This is a genomic window from Peribacillus sp. FSL K6-1552, from assembly GCF_038005205.1.
GTDB lineage: Bacteria > Bacillota > Bacilli > Bacillales > DSM-1321 > Peribacillus > Peribacillus butanolivorans.
Genome location: NZ_JBBOST010000001.1, coordinates 5,403,664 through 5,426,450, shown reverse-complemented (window position 1 = coordinate 5,426,450; position 22,787 = coordinate 5,403,664). Strand labels below are relative to the sequence as shown.

The 22,787-nt window shown below is 39.6% G+C and carries 20 protein-coding genes; 17 read left to right on the top strand and 3 right to left on the bottom strand.

All coding sequences use genetic code 11. From position 1 onward, the window contains the following. Nucleotides 1-88: 88 nt before the first annotated feature. From NST21_RS26120 to msrA, 13 genes are all read left to right on the top strand, one after another. Nucleotides 89-451 (top strand): DUF2294 domain-containing protein, encoded by a 363-nt coding sequence (locus NST21_RS26120; RefSeq protein ID WP_340892111.1) that lies wholly within the window; start codon nucleotides 89-91, stop codon nucleotides 449-451. Between the two features lie 87 nt (nucleotides 452-538). Then, complete coding sequence (gene fdhD / locus NST21_RS26115; protein ID WP_445670610.1) at nucleotides 539-1,321, top strand: formate dehydrogenase accessory sulfurtransferase FdhD; 783 nt, start codon at nucleotides 539-541, stop codon at nucleotides 1,319-1,321. Between the two features lie 192 nt (nucleotides 1,322-1,513). Further along, on the top strand, nucleotides 1,514-2,386 hold the full coding sequence (locus tag NST21_RS26110) for a LysR family transcriptional regulator (RefSeq protein WP_340892108.1): 873 nt from the start codon (nucleotides 1,514-1,516) through the stop codon (nucleotides 2,384-2,386). Between the two features lie 155 nt (nucleotides 2,387-2,541). Next, on the top strand, nucleotides 2,542-3,468 hold the full coding sequence (locus NST21_RS26105) for an AEC family transporter (protein ID WP_056524565.1): 927 nt from the start codon (nucleotides 2,542-2,544) through the stop codon (nucleotides 3,466-3,468). A 382-nt stretch (nucleotides 3,469-3,850) separates the two neighbouring features. Next, nucleotides 3,851-4,873: a Bug family tripartite tricarboxylate transporter substrate binding protein gene (locus tag NST21_RS26100; RefSeq protein WP_057215820.1), complete on the top strand. Its 1,023-nt coding sequence runs from the start codon at nucleotides 3,851-3,853 to the stop codon at nucleotides 4,871-4,873. 57 nt (nucleotides 4,874-4,930) lie between these two features. Continuing rightward, nucleotides 4,931-5,386 (top strand): tripartite tricarboxylate transporter TctB family protein, encoded by a 456-nt coding sequence (locus NST21_RS26095; protein WP_056524574.1) that lies wholly within the window; start codon nucleotides 4,931-4,933, stop codon nucleotides 5,384-5,386. A gap of 18 nt (nucleotides 5,387-5,404) precedes the next feature. Further along, complete coding sequence (locus NST21_RS26090) at nucleotides 5,405-6,931, top strand: tripartite tricarboxylate transporter permease (protein WP_340451047.1); 1,527 nt, start codon at nucleotides 5,405-5,407, stop codon at nucleotides 6,929-6,931. A 79-nt stretch (nucleotides 6,932-7,010) separates the two neighbouring features. Continuing rightward, nucleotides 7,011-8,603 (top strand): sensor histidine kinase, encoded by a 1,593-nt coding sequence (locus NST21_RS26085; protein ID WP_340892105.1) that lies wholly within the window; start codon nucleotides 7,011-7,013, stop codon nucleotides 8,601-8,603. Next, complete coding sequence (locus tag NST21_RS26080) at nucleotides 8,600-9,307, top strand: response regulator (protein WP_057215817.1); 708 nt, start codon at nucleotides 8,600-8,602, stop codon at nucleotides 9,305-9,307. Before NST21_RS26085 ends, NST21_RS26080 begins: the two co-directional genes overlap by 4 nt. Before the next feature lie 393 nt (nucleotides 9,308-9,700). Beyond that, nucleotides 9,701-10,753: a fatty acid desaturase gene (locus NST21_RS26075; RefSeq protein WP_056524577.1), complete on the top strand. Its 1,053-nt coding sequence runs from the start codon at nucleotides 9,701-9,703 to the stop codon at nucleotides 10,751-10,753. 94 nt (nucleotides 10,754-10,847) lie between these two features. Then, the gene (locus tag NST21_RS26070; protein WP_053348643.1) at nucleotides 10,848-11,969 is read left to right on the top strand and encodes a sensor histidine kinase; all 1,122 of its coding nucleotides are present in this window, start codon (nucleotides 10,848-10,850) and stop codon (nucleotides 11,967-11,969) included. 12 nt (nucleotides 11,970-11,981) lie between these two features. Then, entirely contained in the window at nucleotides 11,982-12,590 is a 609-nt protein-coding gene (locus NST21_RS26065; RefSeq protein ID WP_053348644.1) for a response regulator transcription factor, read from the top strand. Nucleotides 12,591-12,735: 145 nt separating this feature from the next. Then, complete coding sequence (gene msrA / locus NST21_RS26060) at nucleotides 12,736-13,257, top strand: peptide-methionine (S)-S-oxide reductase MsrA (protein ID WP_340892103.1); 522 nt, start codon at nucleotides 12,736-12,738, stop codon at nucleotides 13,255-13,257. An 80-nt stretch (nucleotides 13,258-13,337) separates the two neighbouring features. On the opposite strand, the gene tnpB is transcribed toward msrA, so the two are convergent. Continuing rightward, nucleotides 13,338-14,543, bottom strand: a complete 1,206-nt coding sequence (tnpB, locus tag NST21_RS26055) for an IS200/IS605 family element RNA-guided endonuclease TnpB (protein ID WP_340887812.1) — start codon at nucleotides 14,541-14,543, stop codon at nucleotides 13,338-13,340. A gap of 493 nt (nucleotides 14,544-15,036) precedes the next feature. Here tnpB and NST21_RS26050 point away from each other — a divergent pair, with 493 nt between their 5' ends. The 4 genes from NST21_RS26050 (at nucleotide 15,037) to NST21_RS26035 (ending at nucleotide 18,479) form a co-directional block, all read left to right on the top strand. Then, nucleotides 15,037-15,732: a response regulator transcription factor gene (locus tag NST21_RS26050; RefSeq protein WP_340892102.1), complete on the top strand. Its 696-nt coding sequence runs from the start codon at nucleotides 15,037-15,039 to the stop codon at nucleotides 15,730-15,732. A gap of 116 nt (nucleotides 15,733-15,848) precedes the next feature. Next, complete coding sequence (locus NST21_RS26045) at nucleotides 15,849-17,084, top strand: sensor histidine kinase (RefSeq protein WP_340892101.1); 1,236 nt, start codon at nucleotides 15,849-15,851, stop codon at nucleotides 17,082-17,084. A 65-nt stretch (nucleotides 17,085-17,149) separates the two neighbouring features. After that, nucleotides 17,150-17,701 carry a PepSY domain-containing protein gene (locus tag NST21_RS26040; RefSeq protein WP_340892100.1) on the top strand — a complete coding sequence of 184 codons (552 nt, stop codon included), beginning with the start codon at nucleotides 17,150-17,152 and terminating at the stop codon, nucleotides 17,699-17,701. 295 nt (nucleotides 17,702-17,996) lie between these two features. Continuing rightward, the gene (locus NST21_RS26035) at nucleotides 17,997-18,479 is read left to right on the top strand and encodes a tetratricopeptide repeat protein (RefSeq protein ID WP_445670581.1); all 483 of its coding nucleotides are present in this window, start codon (nucleotides 17,997-17,999) and stop codon (nucleotides 18,477-18,479) included. Between the two features lie 304 nt (nucleotides 18,480-18,783). Here NST21_RS26035 and shc read toward each other — a convergent pair whose 3' ends face one another. Together shc and NST21_RS26025 are read right to left on the bottom strand one after the other, a co-directional pair. Beyond that, entirely contained in the window at nucleotides 18,784-20,682 is a 1,899-nt protein-coding gene (shc, locus tag NST21_RS26030) for a squalene--hopene cyclase (RefSeq protein ID WP_340892097.1), read from the bottom strand. Between the two features lie 180 nt (nucleotides 20,683-20,862). After that, complete coding sequence (locus NST21_RS26025; protein WP_445670580.1) at nucleotides 20,863-22,524, bottom strand: M14 family metallopeptidase; 1,662 nt, start codon at nucleotides 22,522-22,524, stop codon at nucleotides 20,863-20,865. Nucleotides 22,525-22,787: the final 263 nt, after the last annotated feature.

Below are 22,787 nucleotides of genomic sequence, written 5' to 3'. Positions count from 1 at the left end.
CCATTTCCAAATTCCTTTCGTTTTTTTTCTTGTTGATTTATGATAAGAAAATTGAGAAGTCAATTCCGTGAATTGGAGTGAGGGTAATATGTCAAAAGTAATTCATGAATTCAATGATATGATTCGTAAGCTTCGCAAGGAACTATTCGGGAAAGGTCCGGAGCGTATCCACACAGTTTTCGTTGAAAATATGGCCGTCTCAACGTTATACGGGAATTTAACTCCGACGGAAATGTTCATATCAAGCACAGAGGAAGGAAAAGAGATGGTCCATTCAGCCAGAACTAAAATGATTCAGGATGTATACTCGGTGAATCCTCCGGAAGGAATGGAAAAACTGGTTGGAGCTAAACTAGTCCATTTGTTTTCAGATATAAAAGTAAAAGAAAATATAGCGATTTCCGTATTTGTCTTTGATAAGGAAATAACGGAAAAACTAAACGGGCATTGACCAACCTCTAGAAGATATAGGTTCCTAACATATTAGGTCAATTAGCTCCTAGACATTAAAAGGAGTGGGGACATGAAAGCAATTGAAATGAAGCGGGACATTATCCGTATAACTAATGGAGAAATTGAGAGAACAGAAGATACGATCGTGACGGAGTTTCCTGTTACTGTGAAAATAAATGGACAAGAATTTGTTACCATGGTTTGTACACCTGAATACATCGAAGATATGGTCATTGGCTACTTGGCCTCTGAAGGAATTATCAAAAAATATGAAGAAATAAAGGGAATTTGGGTGCAAGAAAAAGAAGGTTTTGTTCATGTGAAAACGGATAAGGTGAACCCATACTACCAGGACTTTCAAAATAAGCGGTATATTACGTCTTGCTGTGGGATGAGCAGGCAAGGATTTGTCTTTGTAAACGATGCACTGACTGCTAAGAAAATGGATAATATTTCAGTAAAGCTTACACCTGATGATTGCTTCCGCTTGATGAAGGATTTGCAAAATTCTGCTGTCACGTTTCAAAATACGGGTGGAGTTCACAATGCTGCGTTATGTGATGTCGATGGCCTCGTATTAAGTCGGATGGATATTGGACGACATAATGCTTTGGACAAAATATATGGATATTGCTTGAAAAATGGTATTTCGATAGAAGGAAAAGCTATCGTGTTCAGTGGCCGGATTTCATCGGAAATTTTATTGAAAGTGGCGAAGATTGGTTGTGAACTTATACTCTCAAAATCTGCTCCAACAGAACTAGCTTTGGAGTTAGCTGAAGGATTAGGAATTACGACGGTCGGATTTATTCGTAATGATTCCATGAATATCTATACATGTCCTGAAAGAATTCAATTAACTGAATAAATGAGCATATTCCTCTTGAATGTTGCCACCCCCCACTAGGGAAAAGGGAGGAGAATTTGCTTAAAGGTAAAAAGGTCCTTGCCGGCATGGCTCGGACCTTTTTTTGACGTTGTTAAATAATATATCCTTCAAGCCTTTTGTGGTACAGTTTGGGTAAAACAATTACTGGAAAGTGGTATCGGAGGAAAGTGAATGGATGAAAGGGATTGGCATATTTTAAAGGTTTTATATCAAAAAAAGAATATTACTAAAACCGCGCAAAGTTTATATATCTCGCAACCTTCTTTAACAAAACGAATTCAACAAATCGAGAAAGAATTTAATTTGAAGATTGTGGAGCGGGTAACAAGAGGTGTCCAGTTTACCCCTCAAGGGGAGTACTTGGCGAACTGTGCTGATGAGATGCTGATAAGGCTCCGTCAGATAAAGGAGACTGCGTTTAACATGGGACAGGAGATTAGTGGAACGTTGCGATTGGGAGTTTCCAACTATATTACGCTTCATAAGTTGCCGGGCCTGTTGAAAATTTTTCGTGAACAATTTCCTAAGGTTGATTTTAATGTGACAACGGGTTGGAGTAAGGAAATACTAAACCTCATTTACAACGAAGAAGTCCATGTTGGGATTGTACGTGGGGACTATCAATGGTCGGAATCAAGGCATCATCTTTTTGAGGAAACGATTTGTATCGCTTCAAAGGAAAAAATTGATATCCAGGACCTGCCATCTTTGCCGAGGATTGATTATGGGACCGACGCTCTTTTAAAATCGATGATTGATAATTGGTGGAGAAGGAATTTCTCCAGACCCCCTTTGGTTGGAATGGAAGTGGACAAGGGTGATACATGCAAAGAAATGGTCAGGAATGGGCTAGGATATGGGATTCTTCCAAGCGTCTTACTGGAGAAAGACCAAAATCTATATCAGATTAATTTGAAGGATGAGCAAGGAGATACACTTATTAGAGATACTTGGATGTTATATCATGAAAAGACGCTAGAATTGAAGTTGGTCAATGAGTTTGTCCAATTTGTTAAGAGTGTCGATTTTATGAGAGATATTTAGATAAAGCACAGAAACTTCTGTGCTTTTTTTATCATTCCTTTTTTGAATAGCCAACGATAATTTATTCGTATTTTAATTATGGGTTCATCCACATTATGATGTATGAGAGAAGTGAATCTACAGGATATTTCCTTTTGAAATGGAGAGGTAGTAATATGAGTGTTTTGTTTCTAATTTTATTGAATGTCATTGTACCTGTCTTTTTTCTAATAGGAGCGGGGGCATTTCTTCATCGTAAATTCCATCTGGATATGAACACGTTGTCTAAATTGAACAATTTCCTGCTTATGCCGGCCATTAGCTTTGTTAATATTTATCAAAGCAAGATGGGAGGGGGGATGATTGTACAAATATTTGGCTTCCTTGCTCTGCAAGCTGTAAGTCTCATCATAGTAAGTACATTGATTGCTAAACTCGCTAAGTTTGATCAAAGTCTCTCTGCAACTTTTAAAAATAGTGTGGTCTTAAATAACTCAGCCAATTTTGGGATGCCAGTCAGCCAGTTGGTGTTTCATAATAATCCTCTTGGGCTATCAATTCAAGTCATCGTTATCATCTTTCAAAATCTACTGACCTATACATATGGATTGATGAATTCCGTTTCCGTTCATACAAAAAGTGCAAAGGGAGCGATCAGTGAGTTCTTGAAGAACCCTGTTATCTACGCTCTCTTACTTGGTTTCGTTTTACAGGCGACTTCAATCAATATTCCTTTGTTTTTATGGACTCCGATTGATAATATCGCAAGTGCGTTCATAGCGATTGCCTTGATTACACTGGGTGCACAGAGTGCGTACTTAAAAATAACTCACTTCCCGCTTCCGCTAATTCTTAGCTTGATTGGCCGTTTAATACTCTCCCCATCTATTGCCTTCCTAATCATTCTCATGCTTGGGCTGGAAGGGACGGTTGCTCAAGGATTATTTATAGCAAGCTCATTTCCAACATCAAGAAACAGTGCTTTATTTGCTTTGGAATATGGTAACCATCCGGAGTATGCGGCACAGGCCGTCTTGATGTCCACTTTATTCAGCAGTATTACGGTAACGTTGGTCGTATATCTATCAAAAATTCTATTCTAGTTGGACTGCTCTAAAGGAGCAGTCTACAGTTTTTTAAAAGTGTTTGTAAAATTCGAACCGTGATTGGAACGTAAGGCACTCGCTTTCCGCGGCGGTCCGGGAGCCTCCTCGGCGCTCTTTGCGCCTGCGGGGTCTCCCTTCGACACGCTTTTCCCGCAGGAGTCTCGCACCTTCCACTCCAATCACTTTGTTTAATTTAGATAGACCCCCTTTAGTCTACATACTGGGACTGCTCTGAAGGAGCAGTCTTTTCCCCTTTTCCTGCTATAAAACTTTATGAACAATATGGATATTATGGAATTTATGTTTTTTAGGTGAATAATTAAAGAAAAGGTATAAATTTTTGTAAAATTAAGAAAACGCTTTCAAAAGGGGGATTCATATGTTTTCTCGTAAAAAGATTTCTGCGGTTATATTGGCAAGTTCGTTAGCCCTAAGTTTAGGTGCATGCAGTAGTTCGGATACATCAGGCGAAAAGAAAGAAAGTACTGGATATCCGAAAAAAGCCATAACGATTGTTGCTCCGTCGGGTGCAGGTGGCGGATGGGATTTAACAGCTCGTTCATTTACAAAGGTCTTAAGTGAGACAAAACTGGTAAACCAGCCGTTAACCGTTGAAAACAAACCCGGTGGTGGTGGTGCTGTTTTCATGGCGGAATATGCAACACAGCAAGTTGATAATAACGACATGCTGTTTGTGAACTCGCCCCCTGTCATTATTAATAATCTTAAAAAAGAGGGCAACAGTCCTTATGGATATAAAAATACGACTCCTTTGGCGCAGCTGACAAAAGATTATGGAGCTATCGTAGTCAAAGCGGATTCAGAATTTAAAGATTTAAAATCAGTGTTGGAAGTAGTAAAAAAAGATCCGCGTAAGCTAACTTTTGCAGGAGGATCAGCTCCAGGCTCCATGGATCACTTGATTTCCATTCTTCCAGCCTATGAATATGGATTAAATCCTACTGAACTTAAATATGTATCGTACGACGGTGGCGGGGAAGCGATAACGGCATTGCTTGGAGGCAATGCAGATGTAATTGGAACAGATGCCTCTAGTGTAAGAGAGTTTTTAAAAGCAGGGAAGATTAGAGTGCTGGCCGTAACATCAACTGAACGTCTTGGTGGAGATCTTAAAGATATACCGACGGCAAAGGAACAGGGTGTAGATGCGGAGTTTACGATTTGGAGAGGCGTATTTGGGCCTCAGAATATGTCTGATGAAGCTAAAACATATTGGAACGAATCTATTGCAAAGTTAGTTGAAACTTCTGAATGGAAAAAGGAAGTCGAGGCTCAAGGATGGGAGCAAGAATATAAAAACAGTGAAGAGTTTGGCAAGTTTTTAGAGGAACAAGAGAAACAAGTGCAGCAATTATTAGAAGCATTAGGAATGGAAAAATAATGGGGGGAGAAGGAGGTACTTCTCCTTCTTCTTATTTTCTGAATTGGGGGGATAAGGGTGGACATGAAATTTGACCGCTTTGCAGCTGTAGCCTTTCTGGCTGTTGGTGTTTTGTTTATGATAGGGAGCAGGAACTTATCCAGTTCTTCATATGGAAGTTCAGTGGGGCCGGATATTTTTCCATTTGTTTTGGGACTTGTTCTTGCTGCATTGAGTATTCGCCTATTTTATGAGGCATATCGGAGTAAGAGACAAGAATCGAGTAAGGAAAAGCTGGAGTATAAGCCCTTTATCATTATTTTGCTCTCAACATTGATTTATATTTTGACATTAGAAACAATTGGGTATGTCATTACAACCTTTCTCTTTTTGTTTGTTTGCTTTCAAACTATGGAACGGAGCAAGTGGGTAACATCACTCATTATATCTGCAGGGTTTTCCGGAATCGTCTATTTTTTATTCGTAAATGTCTTAAAAGGAACACTGCCTGGTTGGCCAATCTGGTTTTCATAAAGGAAAGGAGGATGAGTAATGGGCACTTTTGATTATTTATTACAAGGGTTTGAAACAGCACTTACTTGGTATAATTTGCTTTTTGCATTTGTTGGAGTATTGATTGGAACGGCAGTTGGCGTTTTGCCAGGGATTGGACCGATGAGCGGTGTGGCCCTTTTAATTCCGGTAACGGCTTCAATTACGGGAGGACTTCCCCCGGAGCAAGCGGCAACAAGCGCCATCATTTTACTTGCAGGTGTCTATTATGGAGCGATGTATGGAGGCTCGACAACTTCCATACTATTAAATACACCTGGGGAATCTTCTTCTGTTGTTACAACATTGGATGGCTATCAAATGGCGAAGAAGGGCAGGGCTGGAAGTGCCTTGTCTATTTCTGCCATCGGTTCCTTTGTTGGAGGGATTGTCACCCTTATCGCTATGATTGCCTTAGCTCAACCATTATCGACGATTGCCATTAAATTTGGTCCAGCTGAGTATTTTTCACTTATGCTTCTAGGACTGGCAGCTGTTAGTGGTTTGGCGGGAAAGTCAGTAACGAAGGCGTTAATTATGACTGTTTGCGGCTTGCTGATTGGGACGATAGGCATTGATAATGTATCAGGGATTGCTCGTTTTACCTTCGACGTTCCCTGGCTATATCAAGGGATTGAATTCCTGACAATCGCAGTTGGGTTATTCGCCCTTGGAGAAGTGTTCAAGACGATATTGGAAAAAGAAGAGGATGACGGGGAAATCGCTAAGATTAGTAATTTGATTCCTTCCAAAGAAGAATTCAAAGAATCCGCGGGTCCCATTGCCAGGGGATCGCTCTTAGGTTTCTTTGTAGGGATCCTACCAGGTGCAGGGGCAACTCTTGCTTCTTTCTTCTCTTATCTTATGGAAAAACGGATTTCAAAAAAGCCTGAGAAATTTGGTACTGGAGCGATTGCAGGAGTAGCAGGGCCTGAGACGGCTAATAACGCAGCTTCTGGTGGAGCGATGATTCCATTATTGACTCTGGGGATCCCAGGTTCCGGTACAACAGCTATCTTAATGGGAGCACTCATGATGTACAATGTTCAACCTGGACCATTATTATTCGAAGATCATCCTCAGGTAGCTTGGGGACTTATCGCCAGTATGTTCATTGGGAATCTGATGCTTCTCATCCTTAATCTTCCGCTCGTTAAGGTTTTTGCAAAAATCATTGAAACGCCTAAGAAGTACTTGATTCCGATCATTATCGCGATTTCCATTTTTGGTGTTTATGCGGTTCAAGTATCCACTTATGATTTATTGCTATTATTAGGGTGCGGGGTCTTGGGATATTTCTTAAGTAAAAATGATTATCCAATCGCTCCATTGGTACTAGGGTTGGTATTAGGGCCGATGATAGAAAATAATATGCGCAGGGCTTTGACCATATCCGATGGTGATTACAGCTTGTTTTTCACTAGGCCACTTTCACTTACCTTTTTGATTGTAACGGCACTATGGTTGCTCATTCCGGTTTTACTTAAGAAGAGAGGGAAAGATGTCGTCATCAATATAGAAGGTTAATGAACATTTTCTGAATGTTGCGAAAAAACTCCTTTTTTAAAGGGGTTTTTTTTTATATGATGTAAGAAGAGGTGATTGAATGCGTTTACATACTAAGTTGATGCTGGGCATCTGCACGTTAATCATCTTAATAGGTGGAATCTTTGAAGTTTTTTTTATAAATATCTTAGAAATTAACCTGAAACAGGAAACAGGGGAAAAAGCATTATCGGTTGCCCAGACCGTTTCACTGCTGCCTGAAATTAAACAAGCCTTTCAAACGGATAGTCCTTCCGTGATCATCCAGCCTATTGCAGAAAAAATTCGCAGACAGATCGATGCGGAATTCATTGTAATAGGAGATGAGAATGAAACACGCCTGTCTCACCCTAATCCAAAATTGATTGGGAAGAAAATGGTAGGGGGAGATAACGCCGAGGTTTGGAATGGGAAATCAATCATCACGGAATCAACCGGGACATTGGGCCCTTCCATAAGGGGAAAAGCACCAATAGAGGATGATGGAAAGGTCATTGGTGTAGTCTCTGTTGGTTACATGCAGAACGATATTGAAAATGAAGTGTCTAGAATACAAAGAAAGATAGTATGGACCATCTCTTTTATCTTAATAGGTGGTTTATTAATTGCCTTCTTTATTTCATTAAATATAAAAAAGGCCATATTAGGACTTGAGCCCAAGGAGATTGCCTGGATGTTTCAAGAGAAACATGCCATTTTGGAATCCATTCATGAAGGAATTATAGCCATTGATGTCTATGGGAAAATCACTGTTGTCAATGAAACGGCGCATAAATTCCTTCATATTCCTAGAGACGTTGTGCTACGCGGGAGAAAAATTGAAGAGGTCATTACAAATACACATCTGCTTGATGTAGTCAGTACAGCACAGGCCGAATATGATCAGGAATTTATGATAGACGGTGAAATTTTTTTGGCAAGTCGCATTCCAATATTAAATAAACACGGAGAAGTTATCGGTGCTGTTGCGAGTTTAAGAAATAAGTCCGAACTATCGAACCTTCTTCAAGAGCTTTCCCATGTGAAGGCCTATGCAGAGGGGCTAAGGGCTCAGACACATGAATATTCCAATCGGCTTTATACTCTTCTTGGTTTGATTCAACTGGGGTCCTATAAAGAAGCGATAGATTTCATATCGAAGGAAGTGGATGTCACACAAGGGTTCATTCACTTTTTAATGAAGGAAGTACCGGATCCGATTATTGCTGGGTTCATCTTAGGGAAAGTAAGTTTAGCAAGCGAGCTGAAAATTCATTTTACTATTGATAGAGAGAGCAGTTTTAAAGATATTCCGTCCGAAATAGACCGGGATGTGTTAGTGACGATTATCGGTAACCTTATCAATAATGCTTTTGAAGCGGTACGGGAAAACCAAAGGGAGGAAAAAAAGGTTTCGTTGTTCGTAACTGATTTGGGTAAAGAACTGATTATCGAAGTTGAAGATAACGGAAAAGGGATGAATTCAGGTGTTACCGAACAAATTTTTCAGAAAGGTTTTACCACGAAAAACCATCAAACTAATTCAGGGATTGGTCTGAGTCTTGTTCAGGAAGCAATTAATGGTTTAGGAGGATATATCACTTTTTCATCAAAGGAAGGGGAATATACGATCTTTACAGTAGCCATACCAAAAAACAGAGGGGTGATTAAATGAAGGCTATTAGCGAAATAGAAGTTTTAATAGTAGAAGATGACTTACGGATTGCTGAAATACAGAAGCTGTTCATCGAAAAAATTGAAGGGTTTCAAACCATTGGGATAGCGTCAAGTTATGTTGAAGCTAAAAGCTTCATTGAAATCATGCAGCCGGACCTATTGCTGCTCGATATGTATTTTCCGGATATGAATGGGCTCGATATCCTGAAAGAAATAAAGCAGCAAAGCAAACAAATGGATGTCATTATGATTACGGCAACAAAAGAGATTGAAAAAGTCCAGGAAGCCATTAAAATCGGCATATTTGATTATATTATCAAGCCTGTCGTATTTGAACGGTTCAAACAGTCCTTACTCCGATATCAAGAATATTACATTAAACTATCTGAATTAGGAAAGGGCAATTTTCCTGTGACACAGCAACAAGTGGATAAGCTTTTGAGAAAGGAAATGAATGACAAGGAAAGAGAACAGACTTCATTGCCAAAAGGGATTGATAGGATGACTTTGGAGAAGGTGATGGTAGTGTTGGGAAACACATCCCCTGGGTTAACTGCCGAAATAGTGGCGAAGGAAATCGGAGTAAGTAGGACTACGGCAAGGCGTTATCTTGAACACTTGATGTCTGAGGAAAAAATTGAAGCGGATTTAACATACGGCACGGTAGGACGGCCTGAAAGGGTTTATGCCATTAAGATATAATTGGATTCGCCTGGTGGCGAATCTGTTTTTGTTTGAGCAATACATAGATTTGCTTTACATTTAAGGGAAGTATGATTCGATTGGGTTGAAAATAGTTAATTGTTTTCCCCATTCATTTGAGTGGATTTATCAATTTTTGAGGGGTAAAAATGATTAATTAGGAAAAAATACGTGTGAAAAGAGAAAGGGTAGACAAGTATATGACATTTGTCATGCCAGCCAATTGACGTTTATGACTTCAGATGATCGGTGATTATTCCTATACTTAAGAAGAGAAAGATAGTTCGTTAAATTTAACGAGCCAAGGCGTAAATTATAGTTGCTTTAAAATGTAAGCTTACCAATCCATTTAAACACTCCACGTTTCTATATAATATTTATTAGGAGGAAGTTATGAGTAACCATAATCAAAAACAATTGAGAAAAGATGTTGCCCCTTTTGAAATGTCCAATACTAAATCAAGTGTGAAACAACTTTTAAATACATTTCCACCCTTTTTTCTATTATGGTTCTTAGCCTATCAGAGCTTATCGATCTCATATTGGCTGACCCTTGCATTTAGCGTTCTGGCTTCAGGGTTTGTGGTCAGGATTTTCATTATTTTTCATGATTGCTGTCATCAATCGTTTTTCAAAAGTAGGAAAGCGAATAATATCCTGGGTACAATCAGTGGAATCGTCACATTATTTCCGTATGAACAATGGAAGCATAGTCATTCCATACATCATGCAACCAGCAGTAATTTAAACAAACGCGGTACCGGCGATATTTGGGTCATGACCGTTGATGAATATGTAGCCGCTTCATTCTGGGGACGTCTAGCTTATCGTTTATATAGAAATCCGATCGTCATGTTTGGTTTAGGACCATTTTATCTATTCCTTGTGTCGAATCGTTTGAATACAAAAGGCGCTAGAAAGAAAGAACGTATGAATACGTATTTGACAAATGCTTCTATTTTGGTGATTTATGGTCTTTTATGCTTGGCTATCGGATGGCAGGCATTCTTGATGATCCAAGTACCGCTTCTTTTTGTAACGGGATCACTGGGCATCTGGCTGTTCTATGTACAGCATCAGTTTGAAGATTCTTATTTCGAAGAGGAATCAGAATGGGATTACGTGAAGGCTGCCATTGATGGAAGTTCTTATTATAAGCTTCCAAAGGTTTTACAATGGGTAACTGGAAATATCGGTTTCCACCATGTGCATCATCTTAGTCCAAGAGTGCCAAACTATAATCTGGAAAAAGTCCATGATTCCACACTTCCTTTGCAACAGGCAACGACAATCACTCTTGGTTCAAGCTTAAAATCGCTTCGCTTCCGCCTTTATGATAGCGAAAACAAAACGTTTGTAAGTTTTAAAGAGATTAAGCACCGTCTAAGCGATACAAAATCAAAGGTAGGAATCAATAATAAACGTCCAAGTCTTCAAGAAAAATAAATAGTTTATTAAAAAACCATTCAATTTCCATTGGATGGTTTTTTGATAAAACTCCGTAGTATATACTAGGAGTAAAAGAAAAAGAGGCAGCGCCATGCAAAGTTGGTATCATATCTTTCCGAAGAACACAGGGCTAAGCCCATATGTCTGGATCATTTTTTGTATCCTCCCTTTTTATTTCATTTTCAAATCTTCATCTATGTTGGAGATTGTTTTTGGAATCGTCATGATCATTTTGTTTTTCATTTCATATGGCCTTTCATTCGTTTCAAAGGGATGGCCCGTATACGTTTGGACTGCGATACAAATAGTCATATCCATATCCATGACCATATTTTTCAGCTACATTTACTTTTCGCTTTTTTTAGCATTCTTTATTGGGAATGTTCAAAATAAGGTTGGTTTTTTCGTATTATATTCGATTCAGTTATTAGCTACCATCGTGTCCGTCAATATTGGGTTCATCATGAAAGATCCTACCTTCTTTTCGCAATTTCCCTTTATGCTCATTTGTGTAGTAGGCGTGATTCTTCTCCCATTCAACACATATAATCGGAATAAACGGGATAGGCTGGAAGAACAACTGGAAGATGCGCATAAAAGAATATCCGAACTTGGCAAAATGGAAGAACGTCAGCGGATTGCTCGTGATTTACATGATACTCTTGGACAAAAACTTTCTTTGATTGGCTTGAAAAGTGACCTTGCTGGGAAATTGATTGATTTAAACCCGGATTCGGCTAAGAAGGAAATCAAGGATATCCGCCAAACGGCGAGGACGGCACTCAAAGAAGTACGGGAAATGGTGTCGGAAATGCGTGGGGCTAAGCTAAGCGATGAAATAATCCGGGTCAAGCAAATTTTGAAAGCGGCAGAGATAGAATTCAAATTGGAAGGCACCACGGAATTGCAAGATACCCCATTGCTTGTTGAAACGGTTTTAAGCATGTGTTTGAAAGAAGCTGTGACCAATATAGTCAAACATAGCCGTGCCGACTGCTGTAATATCGTTATAGAAGAATTAAAGACAGGAGTGACGATCAAAGTCCAAGATAATGGAGTGGGGCTTTCACACAAATCAGAGTTTTTTAAAGGCAATGGACTTCAAGGAATGAAAGAAAGGCTTGAATTCGTTAACGGCAGCCTAGATATTAAATCAACTGAAGGAACTACACTTTACATTAGGGTTCCGAATGCTATAAAAAATAATGAATAGGTGGGATTAACTTTGATTCGAATCGTTATTGCTGAAGACCAGCGGATGCTGCTTGGTGCGCTAGGTTCTATCCTTGATTTAGAAGAGGATATGGAAGTTGTCGGAAAAGCAAGCAATGGGGAAGAAGCAATGAATCTCGTCAATCGTTTAAAGCCGGATATCTGCATTACGGATATTGAAATGCCCGTTAAAACCGGGCTCGATGTAGCAGAAGAGATTAAGAGTCAGGGCCATCAATGCAAAGTCATCATTTTAACAACTTTTGCACGTCCTGGATATTTTGAAAGAGCCAGAAAGGCAGAAGTAGGTGGGTATCTACTGAAGGATAGTCCAAGTGAGGAATTGGCAAACTCAATTAGAGTCATCATGGATGGTCGGCGCATATATGCTCCGGAGCTGGTGGATATGGCTTTTGAGGAAGAAAACCCATTGACTGAAAGAGAGAGTCAAGTGCTCAAATTGATTGCAGATGGTAAGAATACTAAGGAAATTGCCAGCCAACTTTATCTAACTAATGGAACGGTTCGTAATTATATTTCGGTCATTCTCGATAAATTGGATGTAAGCAATCGCGTTGAAGCGATAGTAAGATTCAAGGAAAAGGGTTGGTCAAAAGATTGATCTAGGGTTTGCCAAAGAGGCAGATCCTTTTTGGCACGATGACATGGCGGTTCCGCAAATTATAAAGAATCAAAAAAACATATGGTTGGGGTTAGGATATGATATATTAATTTTTATTCATAAGTATTGGAGGGAGATGACCATTATGCAAAAAGCTACATTTGCTGGAGGTTGTTTTTGGTGCATGGTGACACCATTTGAAGAACAACCCGGCATTGGAGGAATCGTATCCGGTTATACAGGAGGACACGTTGAAAACCCAACTTACGAGGAAGTGAAGACGGGAATTTCGGGCCATTATGAAGTCGTTGAAATTACTTTCGATCCTATGTTATTTCCTTATGAAAGACTGCTGGAATTGTATTGGCAGCAGATTGACCCAACCGACGATGGCGGTCAATTCCATGACAGAGGAAGCCAGTATCGCACGGCTATCTTCTATCATAATGAAACTCAAAAACAATTAGCTATTGAAACTAAGGAACAGGTAGCAGCTAGTGGTAAGTTCAAGAAACCTATAGTAACGGAAATCCTGCAGGCCCAAACCTTTTATCCGGCTGAAGAATATCATCAAGGCTATCATAAGAAAAACAAAGATGAGTACAAAGCGGACCGTGCGAAATCAGGACGCGATGAATTCATTGATCAACATTGGATTGGTAATTGAACTACCCACCACTTATCGACCTTATGGTCTGATTGAAGTGGGGGATTCCTAAGAACATTAGCCTATCGGCCAATTTTTAATTAGGCTACTCCCGTAGTTCCTACGGTTAGAAGCCTTATGGCTTCATTCATTAGATTGAGTCCTGCGTTAATATCTCGATCGTGGTGAGTAGAACAAAAAGGACAATCCCATTCACGAAGATTCAGATGTTTAACGTCTTTATTTTGGTAACCGCAGCTAGAACACAATTGGCTAGAAGCAAACGTTTTAGATACGGTCACGATTTGTTTACCATACCATTTTGCTTTGTATTCCAACATTTTTTTGAATTGGTACCAAGATACTTCACTAATAGCTTTAGCTAGTTTGTGATTTTTCATCATATTCGACACTTGCAAGTCTTCCATTCCAATAACATCGTGGTTTTTGATGATTTCGGTAGAAACTTTATGTAAGTAATCCATTCGGGCATTTGAAATTTTTTCGTGTAGGATAGCCACTTTTCGTTTTTGTTTTTGATAGTTTTTGGCTTCAGCCAATGGTTTATTTTGATTCAAGGCTATTTCTTGTCGCCTTGAAAGAATCCGTTGTGCTTTGGCCAATTTCTTTTCGACCGTCCGGAAGAATTTTGGGTTTTGATAGACCGTACCATCTGAAAGAATAGCAAAGTTCTTCAAACCAACATCTACACCGCACGAACGATTCGTTTTAGGAAGTACTTGTACATTGGTTTCGGCTAAAACGGAAATGAAATATTTACCCGAAGGGTTCCGCCTGATTGTGGCATTGATGATTCGCCCTTCGACTTCGCGGCTTTTAGCAAAACGAACTAGACCGAGTTTTGGCAATTTGATTTTGTTTCCAACAATTCCAATATTCCCATTCGTATGTTTAGTCGTATAGGACTGGATAGGATTCTTTTTCGATTTGAAGCGTGGTGACTTGTTTTGCTTTTTATAATATCGACTATAGGAATCTGCTAAATTTTCCACCGATTTCTGTAAGGCAATACTGTCTACTTCTTTCAGGAAAGAATACTCTTTCTTTAAAGCTGGAAGTTCTTTGATTGTTGCGTATTTATTCAGAAAAGAACCTTTCCATTCATTAGAGGGTAATTGGCCGTTCTGCTTCATTTCTTCACAGATATACCAGTAGGCATCTTTCTCCTTTTGTTTGCCTAAAAAGAAGTTATAGACAAAACGGGAGCAGCCGATCGTTTTATTGATTAGAACTAGTTGTTCTTTAGTTGGATAGATTCGAAATTTATAAGCTTTGTTTACGACCATTGGTTTCACCCCCTTATAGTTATTATTAACTATCGAACGTATGTTTGTCAAAAGATTACTTTGGGTTATGCCAACCGCCATTCATCTCCCCCTTACCGTTGGGCTCTCGCCTTTCACACGCTTGAAGAGGGGGGCTTCTGGCGGGAAATGATAAAAGAACCGGGTATGTTTCACATCCGGTTCTTTTTTTAGTTTTCACTCTTTCTTCATGTAAGTACATTCGTTGTACATGGACAGTTGGTGCGAAAAAATGACATAGAGCATAAGGCAGTGGATTGCTGGGAATCCGCCTCCTATTAATTATAGTTCTACAGTATCGATAGTTAAGGAACATAAAACAGGGAAGTCACCTCTCTTTAATCTGTAAAGATAGAAGCAGGGCTTTTTTTTCTCTATAGAATTGTTTTTGTCATACGATTTAACGAGAAGGGTTCAATTTCTCATGATATTTTCATTTTTCTTCAGTACACTAAGGGGTAGGTGGTGTTAAATAATGAATAAAAGAATTTTAATTATAGAAGATGAAGAAAAAATCGCGAGGGTCATACAGCTGGAACTGAACCATGAGGGTTATCAAACTGAATCGGCTTTTACCGGAAAAACAGGTCTGGAAAGGGCTGAAGCTGAAGAGTGGGATTTAATCTTATTAGATGTGATGCTACCCGAGTTGAATGGCATAGAAGTACTTAGGCGTTTTAGAAAAAAGAATGGTCACACACCAGTCATCCTCTTAACAGCCAGGGATGCAATACCTGATAAGGTGAACGGCCTGGACCATGGTGCGAATGATTATGTAACGAAACCATTTGAAATAGAAGAACTACTTGCCCGGATTCGTGCTTGTTTTCGGATGAATGTACGGGGGGGCCAATCAGAAGGAAAAGCGGATGACCTTAAGGTCCATGATCTGCAATTGAACCTTGGTACAAGGGACATTCTGAGGCAAGGCAAAAGGATCGAGCTGACTTCCCGCGAGTTCGACTTGCTAGTTTATCTTTTGCAAAATAAAAATCAAGTACTGTCGAGAGACCAAATCCTGACCCATGTATGGGGGTATGATTTTGTAGGGGATACGAATGTGGTTGATGTGTATATTCGTTATTTACGTAAAAAAATTGATTATCCTTTTGATTTGCAGCTCATACATACCTATCGAGGGGTAGGATATAGCTTGAAGGAGCCAGTATGAAGATCCGGACGAAAATCCAATGGTATTCTAGTCTTTTTTTAATCCTCATGCTGGTAGTGCTGAGTATCATCGTTTTAACCGCCTTTCTTTGGATATCCGTTGAGAGGGAACAGGATATGCTTGAAAATCAGGCTTCGTTAATCGAAGAAAATGTCCAGGCGAAGGATCTATTCTCTGGCAATTCTAGCTTGGTAGAGCCATATACCCCAGACGATGGAATGGTACGGGTATTTAACTCCGAAAGACGCTTGGTCAACATATTTACTGATGAAGAGGACTTCCAGGGGCTTATAATAAAATCCGTTAACGAGAAGGGATATGATTTTACCAAAGTCGACGGAGAGTATGTGTTAACCTACCGCTATCCTTATCCGGAAGAAGGTAAGCCGCTTGGAATGATTGAGGTCACCCAGGCACAGGACACCCTTCTTGATAATTTATCAACACTTGCACTTGTGCTTGTTGGTTCATCCCTTTTTGTCATTCTTTTATCCATTTTTGCTGGCAAGTGGTTGGCAAATCTAATTCTTAAACCAATATCCATCATGAGCGGGACAATGATGGATATTGAGGAAAGTGGGGAATTCAAACGGATTCCGCTATCGGATCAATCAAAGGACGAACTACAGGTAATGGGAGTTTCATTCAACAGGATGATAGAAAGGCTAGAACGGAATTATAACCAACAGCAGCAATTCCTTTCAGATGCTTCACATGAGTTGAAAACACCGATTACGGTTATTGAAAGCTATTCCTCACTATTGAAACGCTGGGGAATGAAGGATGCAGCGATTCAGGAAGAGGCTGTGGAAGCGATCCATCATGAAGCCATCCGGATGAAAAAGTTGACGGAACATCTTCTACAGGCGGCTTCCCAATCGGTACCTTCAGTCGATATGGAGGAAAAAATCGAACTTATTTCATTTTGTGAACAGATTGCCCAAACGTTTAGACGGACTGGGAATCGTGAAATAAATATACAATCCGAGTTTAAGGAAATATATGCAATGATCATTTCCAGTAAGCTTGAACAGGTGTTGGTCATCCTATTGGACAATGCCATGAAATACAGTGAATCGGGTATAAAAATCTTGATTAATCAGCAGGGAAATGAAGTTTTTATTGGAGTGAAAGATCAAGGTGTAGGCATATCACCAGAACATCTGTTACATGTATTTGAACGTTTCTATCGTGTGGATTCATCGAGAGCAAGGAAAACGGGAGGCAATGGACTCGGTCTTTCCATTGCTCGATCAATTGTTGAGTCATTAGGCGGCAAATTGGAAATTCAAAGCGAAGTGGGAGAAGGAACGTCGGTGACGATTATTCTTTCTCATCAAATTCTAATCTAGCGTTCATGTTCGTTTCATGAAGGATTGTTATTCTTAAGGTAACAAATTAAAGGAGGAATTCATTCATGAAAAAGCAGTGGAGCACGATAAAACAAGGTATCATCCAAAGGAAAAAGGTAATAATGACGGTGTCCATAGCCTCCGTATTGCTTTTCGGTGGTGCTGCCGGAACGGCCGTATATGCAGTCAATAAGGGTGCGCTATCTGAAGACGAGGCTGTCAAAATGATTTCAGAAAAACTAGGTGGGGAAGTTACTCAATTTGAAAAAGATTGGGATCAGCCGATGACCTATGAGATGACCGTTAAAACGGAAGAAGGCTATCAAGACGTAGATGTGGATGCTGAAAAAGGAGAGATTCTTTCTCAGGAGATGGAAGGCGATGATGATGAAGAGGATATGAGCACTCAAAAAGCGGTGGAAACTGCAAAAGTCAGTATGGATCAAGCTGAAAAGATTGCTTTGAAAAAGGTGGATGGCCAAATTACGGATGTAGAGCTGGATTCTGAGAATGGCATCCTTGTATACGAACTGGAGATAAACCAAGGACAAAAGGAATATGACGTAGTAGTTGATGCTACTACGGGGAAAGTATTAAAAACCGAATTGGATGATTAATCGAATATCAAGACCAAAAGTTGTTTCGATTACGTAACATTTATTGTTAATAACCTTGCTGAAATGATTATCAAAGACTAAAAAGGATTTGCCATGGGGCAGATCCTTTTTTTGTTAGTAATCTAAATGCTTACAAAATCCATTAAAAGAATAGTTGATACAGTATCTGGTCAGTCATATTAGTTTTTTTCTTATAAATGAACAATGGCAATATCCGTTTCGAAATTAAGAAGGAATTAAAGGGTTCCTCCAGAATAAGGGACATAAAGATCTTTATCCAATAGGGGGAATGAGAGTGAAGAATTTAGAAGCGGCGCTATCATTACGGTGTAAGAAAGAGTTTGAGAAATCAAATCAACTTTTAATGGAACTCGCAAAGCAAAATCCCGAGGATGCTGTAATTCAGTATCAATGTGCCTGGAGTTTGGATATTCTTGGGCTTGAGTCACAGGCTGTGCCCTATTATGAAACAGCGCTCACATTGGGTTTATCAGAGGAGGATGCAAAAGGTGCATATTTAGGGTTGGGGAGTACATATCGTACCATTGGAGAATATGAAAAATCAAAACGAACATTAGAAACAGGGCTGAGCAAGTTTCCTGATGACAAGGCTTTAATAGTATTTAGAGCAATGGCATTCTATAATTTAGGACATCATAATTTGGCAATGGAATCTTTACTGAAAATTATTGCGGAAACTTCTAAGGATCATGCAATCCAGTCATATGCAAAGGCAATAGAATTCTATAGCGATAAACTTGATACAGTTTGGAAATGAAAAATAATAAAACAGTGAGGATTCATCCCCAAATTATCCACAAAACCTTAAGAAGACAAGTAATCTAGAGCTTGTGTGCATACTTTCGGACAAATAAATGGGCAAAATACATAAGAATGAATGTTACTCACAGCAATTGTGGATAATAATTTGTTTATAAAATGCTTCGGGTCAATTTATTGGATAATTATATGTGGATAACCTTAAAATGTGGATAACTGTACTTTTATGTGCCACCCTTTTCCACAGGTAATCCACATATTCATCTTTTTAAGGACGAAAAAAGCGCCGACACACACAGCGCTTAAACATTCATGAACTTATTTCTGTAGTGACTTAAGGCCAATAGCGGATAAATATAGCGATAGCTGTGATAATGGATATACGAAAAATTTGCCAGTGCCTGACCTGCAGGATAGTCATTGGTCCAGCTTTCTTTTTGGGCTTCACGAATGAGATAGGTGATGCCTTTTTCGATTTCGAGTGTCGGTTTTTCGGATGCTGAAATCAACGCATCCACAGCCCAAGCTGTATGGGTCAGGGTGCTGGTCCCGAGAGGCATATAATGTTGCTTGATGTCACTGTAACAAGATTCTCCCCAACCTCCATCTTTATTTTGAACTTTCTTTAACCAGGCCAAAGCTTTTTGGATAGCTGGGTGTTCAGAGGATTGCCCAGCTGCCTTAAGGCCAGTCAGTGCAGACCATGTGCCATATAGGTAGCAAATTCCCCAGCGTCCATACCAAGATCCGTCGCGTTCCTGGTCTTTCAAGAGCCAATCTACGGCTTTTTTGCTGACTTTCTCAGGTTTCTTCAAATTTGTATAGTTCCCTAAAAATTCAAGTGTTCTTCCTGTTAAATCAGCGGTCGATGGGTCAGTTAGGAAATATTTAGCTCCTTCGAAAGGGGTAAGGTGTAACCATTTATGATCGTTATTTCTTTCGAATGCAGGAAATCCGCCATCATCATTTTGCATGGAAATCGTGAAGGCGACACCACGCTGCCAGCTGTTCTGATTATCTGGGTTTGTTTGCAATTGACCGGCAAGCGCCCGTAGTGAGGCAGTCGTATCATCTACATCTGGATTCATTGTGTTCAAATCTGAGAAACCCCAGCCACCTGGAACCGCGTTAGGGTTATGAACCAGCCAATCACCATACATATAATGCTGACGGGAAAGTAAGTACTGATTTGCGGCTTTAACAGTTTGATCTTTGGAAGGCAATCCTGCTTCTTGCAAAGCATAGCTGATTAAGGAGGTATTCCAAACATGGGCTGTTGTAAATTGGATATGAGTGTAACCATCAACTGAACAAGCCATTCCCTTCAAACCGGCAACTGCTTTTAGGATCACCGGATCTTTTTTCGAATAGCCGGTTGAGAGAAGTGCAAAGATCATAAAAAAGGTAGAAACAAAATAATTGTAAAGCGTACCGTCGGGCTCTAGCCGGTCGAGCATATATCTTTTCGTTGACTCTAGGGCCAAGGAATGCAAATAATCTGGATAACCAATTAAGGTTTTGACACTTGTTTGAAGTTTGGAAAAGAAAGAGCGGTATTCGTCCGTTCGATATTCCTCCCACACATATTCTTCAGTACGTTCCTCCCGCGTTTGATATAAATCTTTTAAACTAGGTGCGTTCGAGGACTTAATCTGATACTTTTTATGTCCAAGCAGAAGCAGGGGGATCAAGTTAACTCTCCCATATACGGAAAGGTCATAAATGTTGATGAAAAAGGTTGGCGGCAGTAATATAACCTCGAGCGGGATTGGGAATAGAGGCGGCCATTTATATTGGCCAGTGACGGTGAGCATCATTTTAGTTAGCGTATTGGCCTGTTTGATTCCGCCGTTAGAAAGAATGAATTGTTTGGCCTTTCTCATATGGAGATCTTGTTTTTTCCGTAGGCCGCTATATAGAAGACCATAGTAAGCTTCAATAGTGACCGAGAGATTGCCTTCCTTTTCATCATGGAAAAGTTTCCAAGAACCGTTTTCTGTTTGTCTGCTTTCAATCCTTTTTACTAAAGCCTCTATAAGAGGAGCATCTTCTATGTCTAAAATTTTTAGTAAAATAATCATATAGGCATCAGCTGTTATCCCAGTGTCAAAGGGATAGTTCCAAGATCCATCTGCTGATTGGTCTTGCTTTAAGTGATAAACAAGTCGGTTAATTTCCAATTGTACATGTTGGTGGTTCAAAGGTGTTCCCCCTCCTAAACACATTGTCCGTTTATATATATATTCAAAAGTTTTTGCTGCATTCAAGAAAGACGACTGAATGGTGTCAGAAATACTGCTAATGCTTAAAGAAGGAAAAAAAATAAAACGCTTCGGCAATGAAAGCTGCCAAAGCGTTTTTTAGATAGTAGTGGAGATTTATTATTTAACTGGTAATGCTGATTGTTGCATGTAGCGGTAAATCGGAAGTTCTCCGCCCTTATCAGCGGGAATGAAATTGAATGTCACGTAACTGTCTATGCCTTCAGGTTCGAGTGCGAGGGAAATGAAGTTAGCGTCAGGCTGGTCCATGTTAAATACATAGCTTCCTCTCGGGAATTCCTGTTTTTTCGCTGATACAGTGGTCGTCACTTCTTTGGTTGTATGTCCGCTTTCAAGTGTAGTGGACACTTTCAAATCCTTTACTTTGTAACTTTCAACAGATAATTTCACAGGTTTTTTTAGTTTTTTCACCTGCACTCCCAATAACTGAAGTTTTTTTGCAATATCTTCATATTCAGGTGGGAGGATATAAGCTGTTGGTCGATCTCTAACAAGGGTAGGGAAGGCATCGGTAGAATCCAGCCAATCGATAGGCGTATCGACCTTTTTGGCCTTTGCTAAATCAACTACTGTTAACTTTTGATTTTTTATCAATTTATTTTCGCTGGTGATGACAATTTTATCATGATCATTTGCCTTTCTCCCTTTTTTCACCACTTCATTTTCGGCCTGCTTGACCACTTTTTTTACTGTACTGGCTTGATCAGCTGTCGTTTTAATGAAGGCTGCCTGAGCTGTAGCTTGTGCATAAACACGACGTTTGAAGTCAGTACGACCGATATTGATACCCCTTGTTTCAATTAAATAGGTCATCGTATTTTTCAATCCGAGAGCGTTGCGACCGATGCGGGCTTCTGTGCTTCCTTCAGTAGCGGTAAGAATTCCAGCATCAGAAGTATCAAGTGTATAGTAATCATGATAGGAAAGCTTTTCTTTTTCCAATGCTTTAAAAACATTAGGCAAAAGAAGTTCATCGGATGCTTTTCGAAGCTGTTCTGGAATATTTAAATTCTTTGCTGAAGAAATGAGCAAATCATAGGAAGCGATTGATCCATTTGCGCCAACCTTCTTAAGGGGAGCAGGGTTCACTGTATATTCATGTACATCAAGAATGACTTCAGGCTCATAGTCATTGATGGTTTGATGAATAGTCTGTACCTCAGGATACTCCACTTTTAAATAGTCTCGATTCGCATCCATGTCATTAGAGGTAAACCGTTTAAAATAATAGGAGCCATCTGGATTTACTCGTGGAACGATGGCAATGTTTACTTTATCGAGGACATCACCAAGTTTTCCTTCAGCAAGCCATTGGGCAATAACTAAAGTAGATTCACCAGAGGCGGGTTCATTGCCATGAATCTGACCTTGAATCCAAATCAATGGTTTCTTAGTATCCTTTTTCAGCTTTTTTGAATCCTTGCTGAAAAGGAGCATCGGGATATCGCGTCCTTCTGTAGATTGACCAATCGTCTTAATTTGGATGTTTTTACTTTTGTGGGATAGTTTTTTGATATAAGCTATCATTTCTTCTTGGCTTGTAAAGGCAATCTTGTCATGTTGAAAGGCAGGAGTCTTGAAGGTAACTTTAGGGTCTGGGAAAAGGTAGGAGAGATTTTCTGGCTGAATGTAGCTAGGACCCTTGCCATAATAAGGGATAAATTCATCTGCCTGAGCCGTGGAGCTTAGGCCGGGCAATCCAGTGATAAGACTAAGAGAGACGACAGAAACAATGGTTGGAATGATCTTTTTCACAGACATCCTCCTAATTAATCTTTTTTCCATAAATTATCACATATAATACTAGAAAAATAGCATAATCTTTGAAAATAGTAAAAAACAGGAAGTATCTACTAGGTTGATAAAGGGCGTTCTATGGCTAGGTGCCCAGAAGAAGTTATGTATTCTGCTACTCCTCATAAATCGCAATGTAAAACCTAAATCAAAGAAATGAAGACGAAACAACAATAAGAGAGCTCCAGCCGTGAAACAGTAGAGCAGGATCATGTTTCATCCCGACTGCA

Excerpts from the sequence above, each read along its gene's own strand:
- NST21_RS26120 (WP_340892111.1), top strand. The coding sequence starts at position 89 with ATGTCAAAAGTAATTCATGAATTCAATGATATGATTCGTAAGCTTCGC.
- fdhD (WP_445670610.1), top strand. The coding sequence starts at position 539 with ATGAAGCGGGACATTATCCGTATAACTAATGGAGAAATTGAGAGAACA.
- NST21_RS26110 (WP_340892108.1), top strand. The coding sequence starts at position 1,514 with ATGGATGAAAGGGATTGGCATATTTTAAAGGTTTTATATCAAAAAAAG.
- NST21_RS26105 (WP_056524565.1), top strand. The coding sequence starts at position 2,542 with ATGAGTGTTTTGTTTCTAATTTTATTGAATGTCATTGTACCTGTCTTT.
- NST21_RS26100 (WP_057215820.1), top strand. The coding sequence starts at position 3,851 with ATGTTTTCTCGTAAAAAGATTTCTGCGGTTATATTGGCAAGTTCGTTA.
- NST21_RS26090 (WP_340451047.1), top strand. The coding sequence starts at position 5,405 with ATGGGCACTTTTGATTATTTATTACAAGGGTTTGAAACAGCACTTACT.
- NST21_RS26085 (WP_340892105.1), top strand. The coding sequence starts at position 7,011 with ATGCGTTTACATACTAAGTTGATGCTGGGCATCTGCACGTTAATCATC.
- NST21_RS26080 (WP_057215817.1), top strand. The coding sequence starts at position 8,600 with ATGAAGGCTATTAGCGAAATAGAAGTTTTAATAGTAGAAGATGACTTA.
- NST21_RS26075 (WP_056524577.1), top strand. The coding sequence starts at position 9,701 with ATGAGTAACCATAATCAAAAACAATTGAGAAAAGATGTTGCCCCTTTT.
- NST21_RS26070 (WP_053348643.1), top strand. The coding sequence starts at position 10,848 with ATGCAAAGTTGGTATCATATCTTTCCGAAGAACACAGGGCTAAGCCCA.
- msrA (WP_340892103.1), top strand. The coding sequence starts at position 12,736 with ATGCAAAAAGCTACATTTGCTGGAGGTTGTTTTTGGTGCATGGTGACA.
- tnpB (WP_340887812.1), bottom strand. The coding sequence starts at position 14,543 with ATGGTCGTAAACAAAGCTTATAAATTTCGAATCTATCCAACTAAAGAA.
- NST21_RS26050 (WP_340892102.1), top strand. The coding sequence starts at position 15,037 with ATGAATAAAAGAATTTTAATTATAGAAGATGAAGAAAAAATCGCGAGG.
- NST21_RS26045 (WP_340892101.1), top strand. The coding sequence starts at position 15,849 with ATGCTTGAAAATCAGGCTTCGTTAATCGAAGAAAATGTCCAGGCGAAG.
- NST21_RS26040 (WP_340892100.1), top strand. The coding sequence starts at position 17,150 with ATGAAAAAGCAGTGGAGCACGATAAAACAAGGTATCATCCAAAGGAAA.
- NST21_RS26025 (WP_445670580.1), bottom strand. The coding sequence starts at position 22,524 with ATGTCTGTGAAAAAGATCATTCCAACCATTGTTTCTGTCGTCTCTCTT.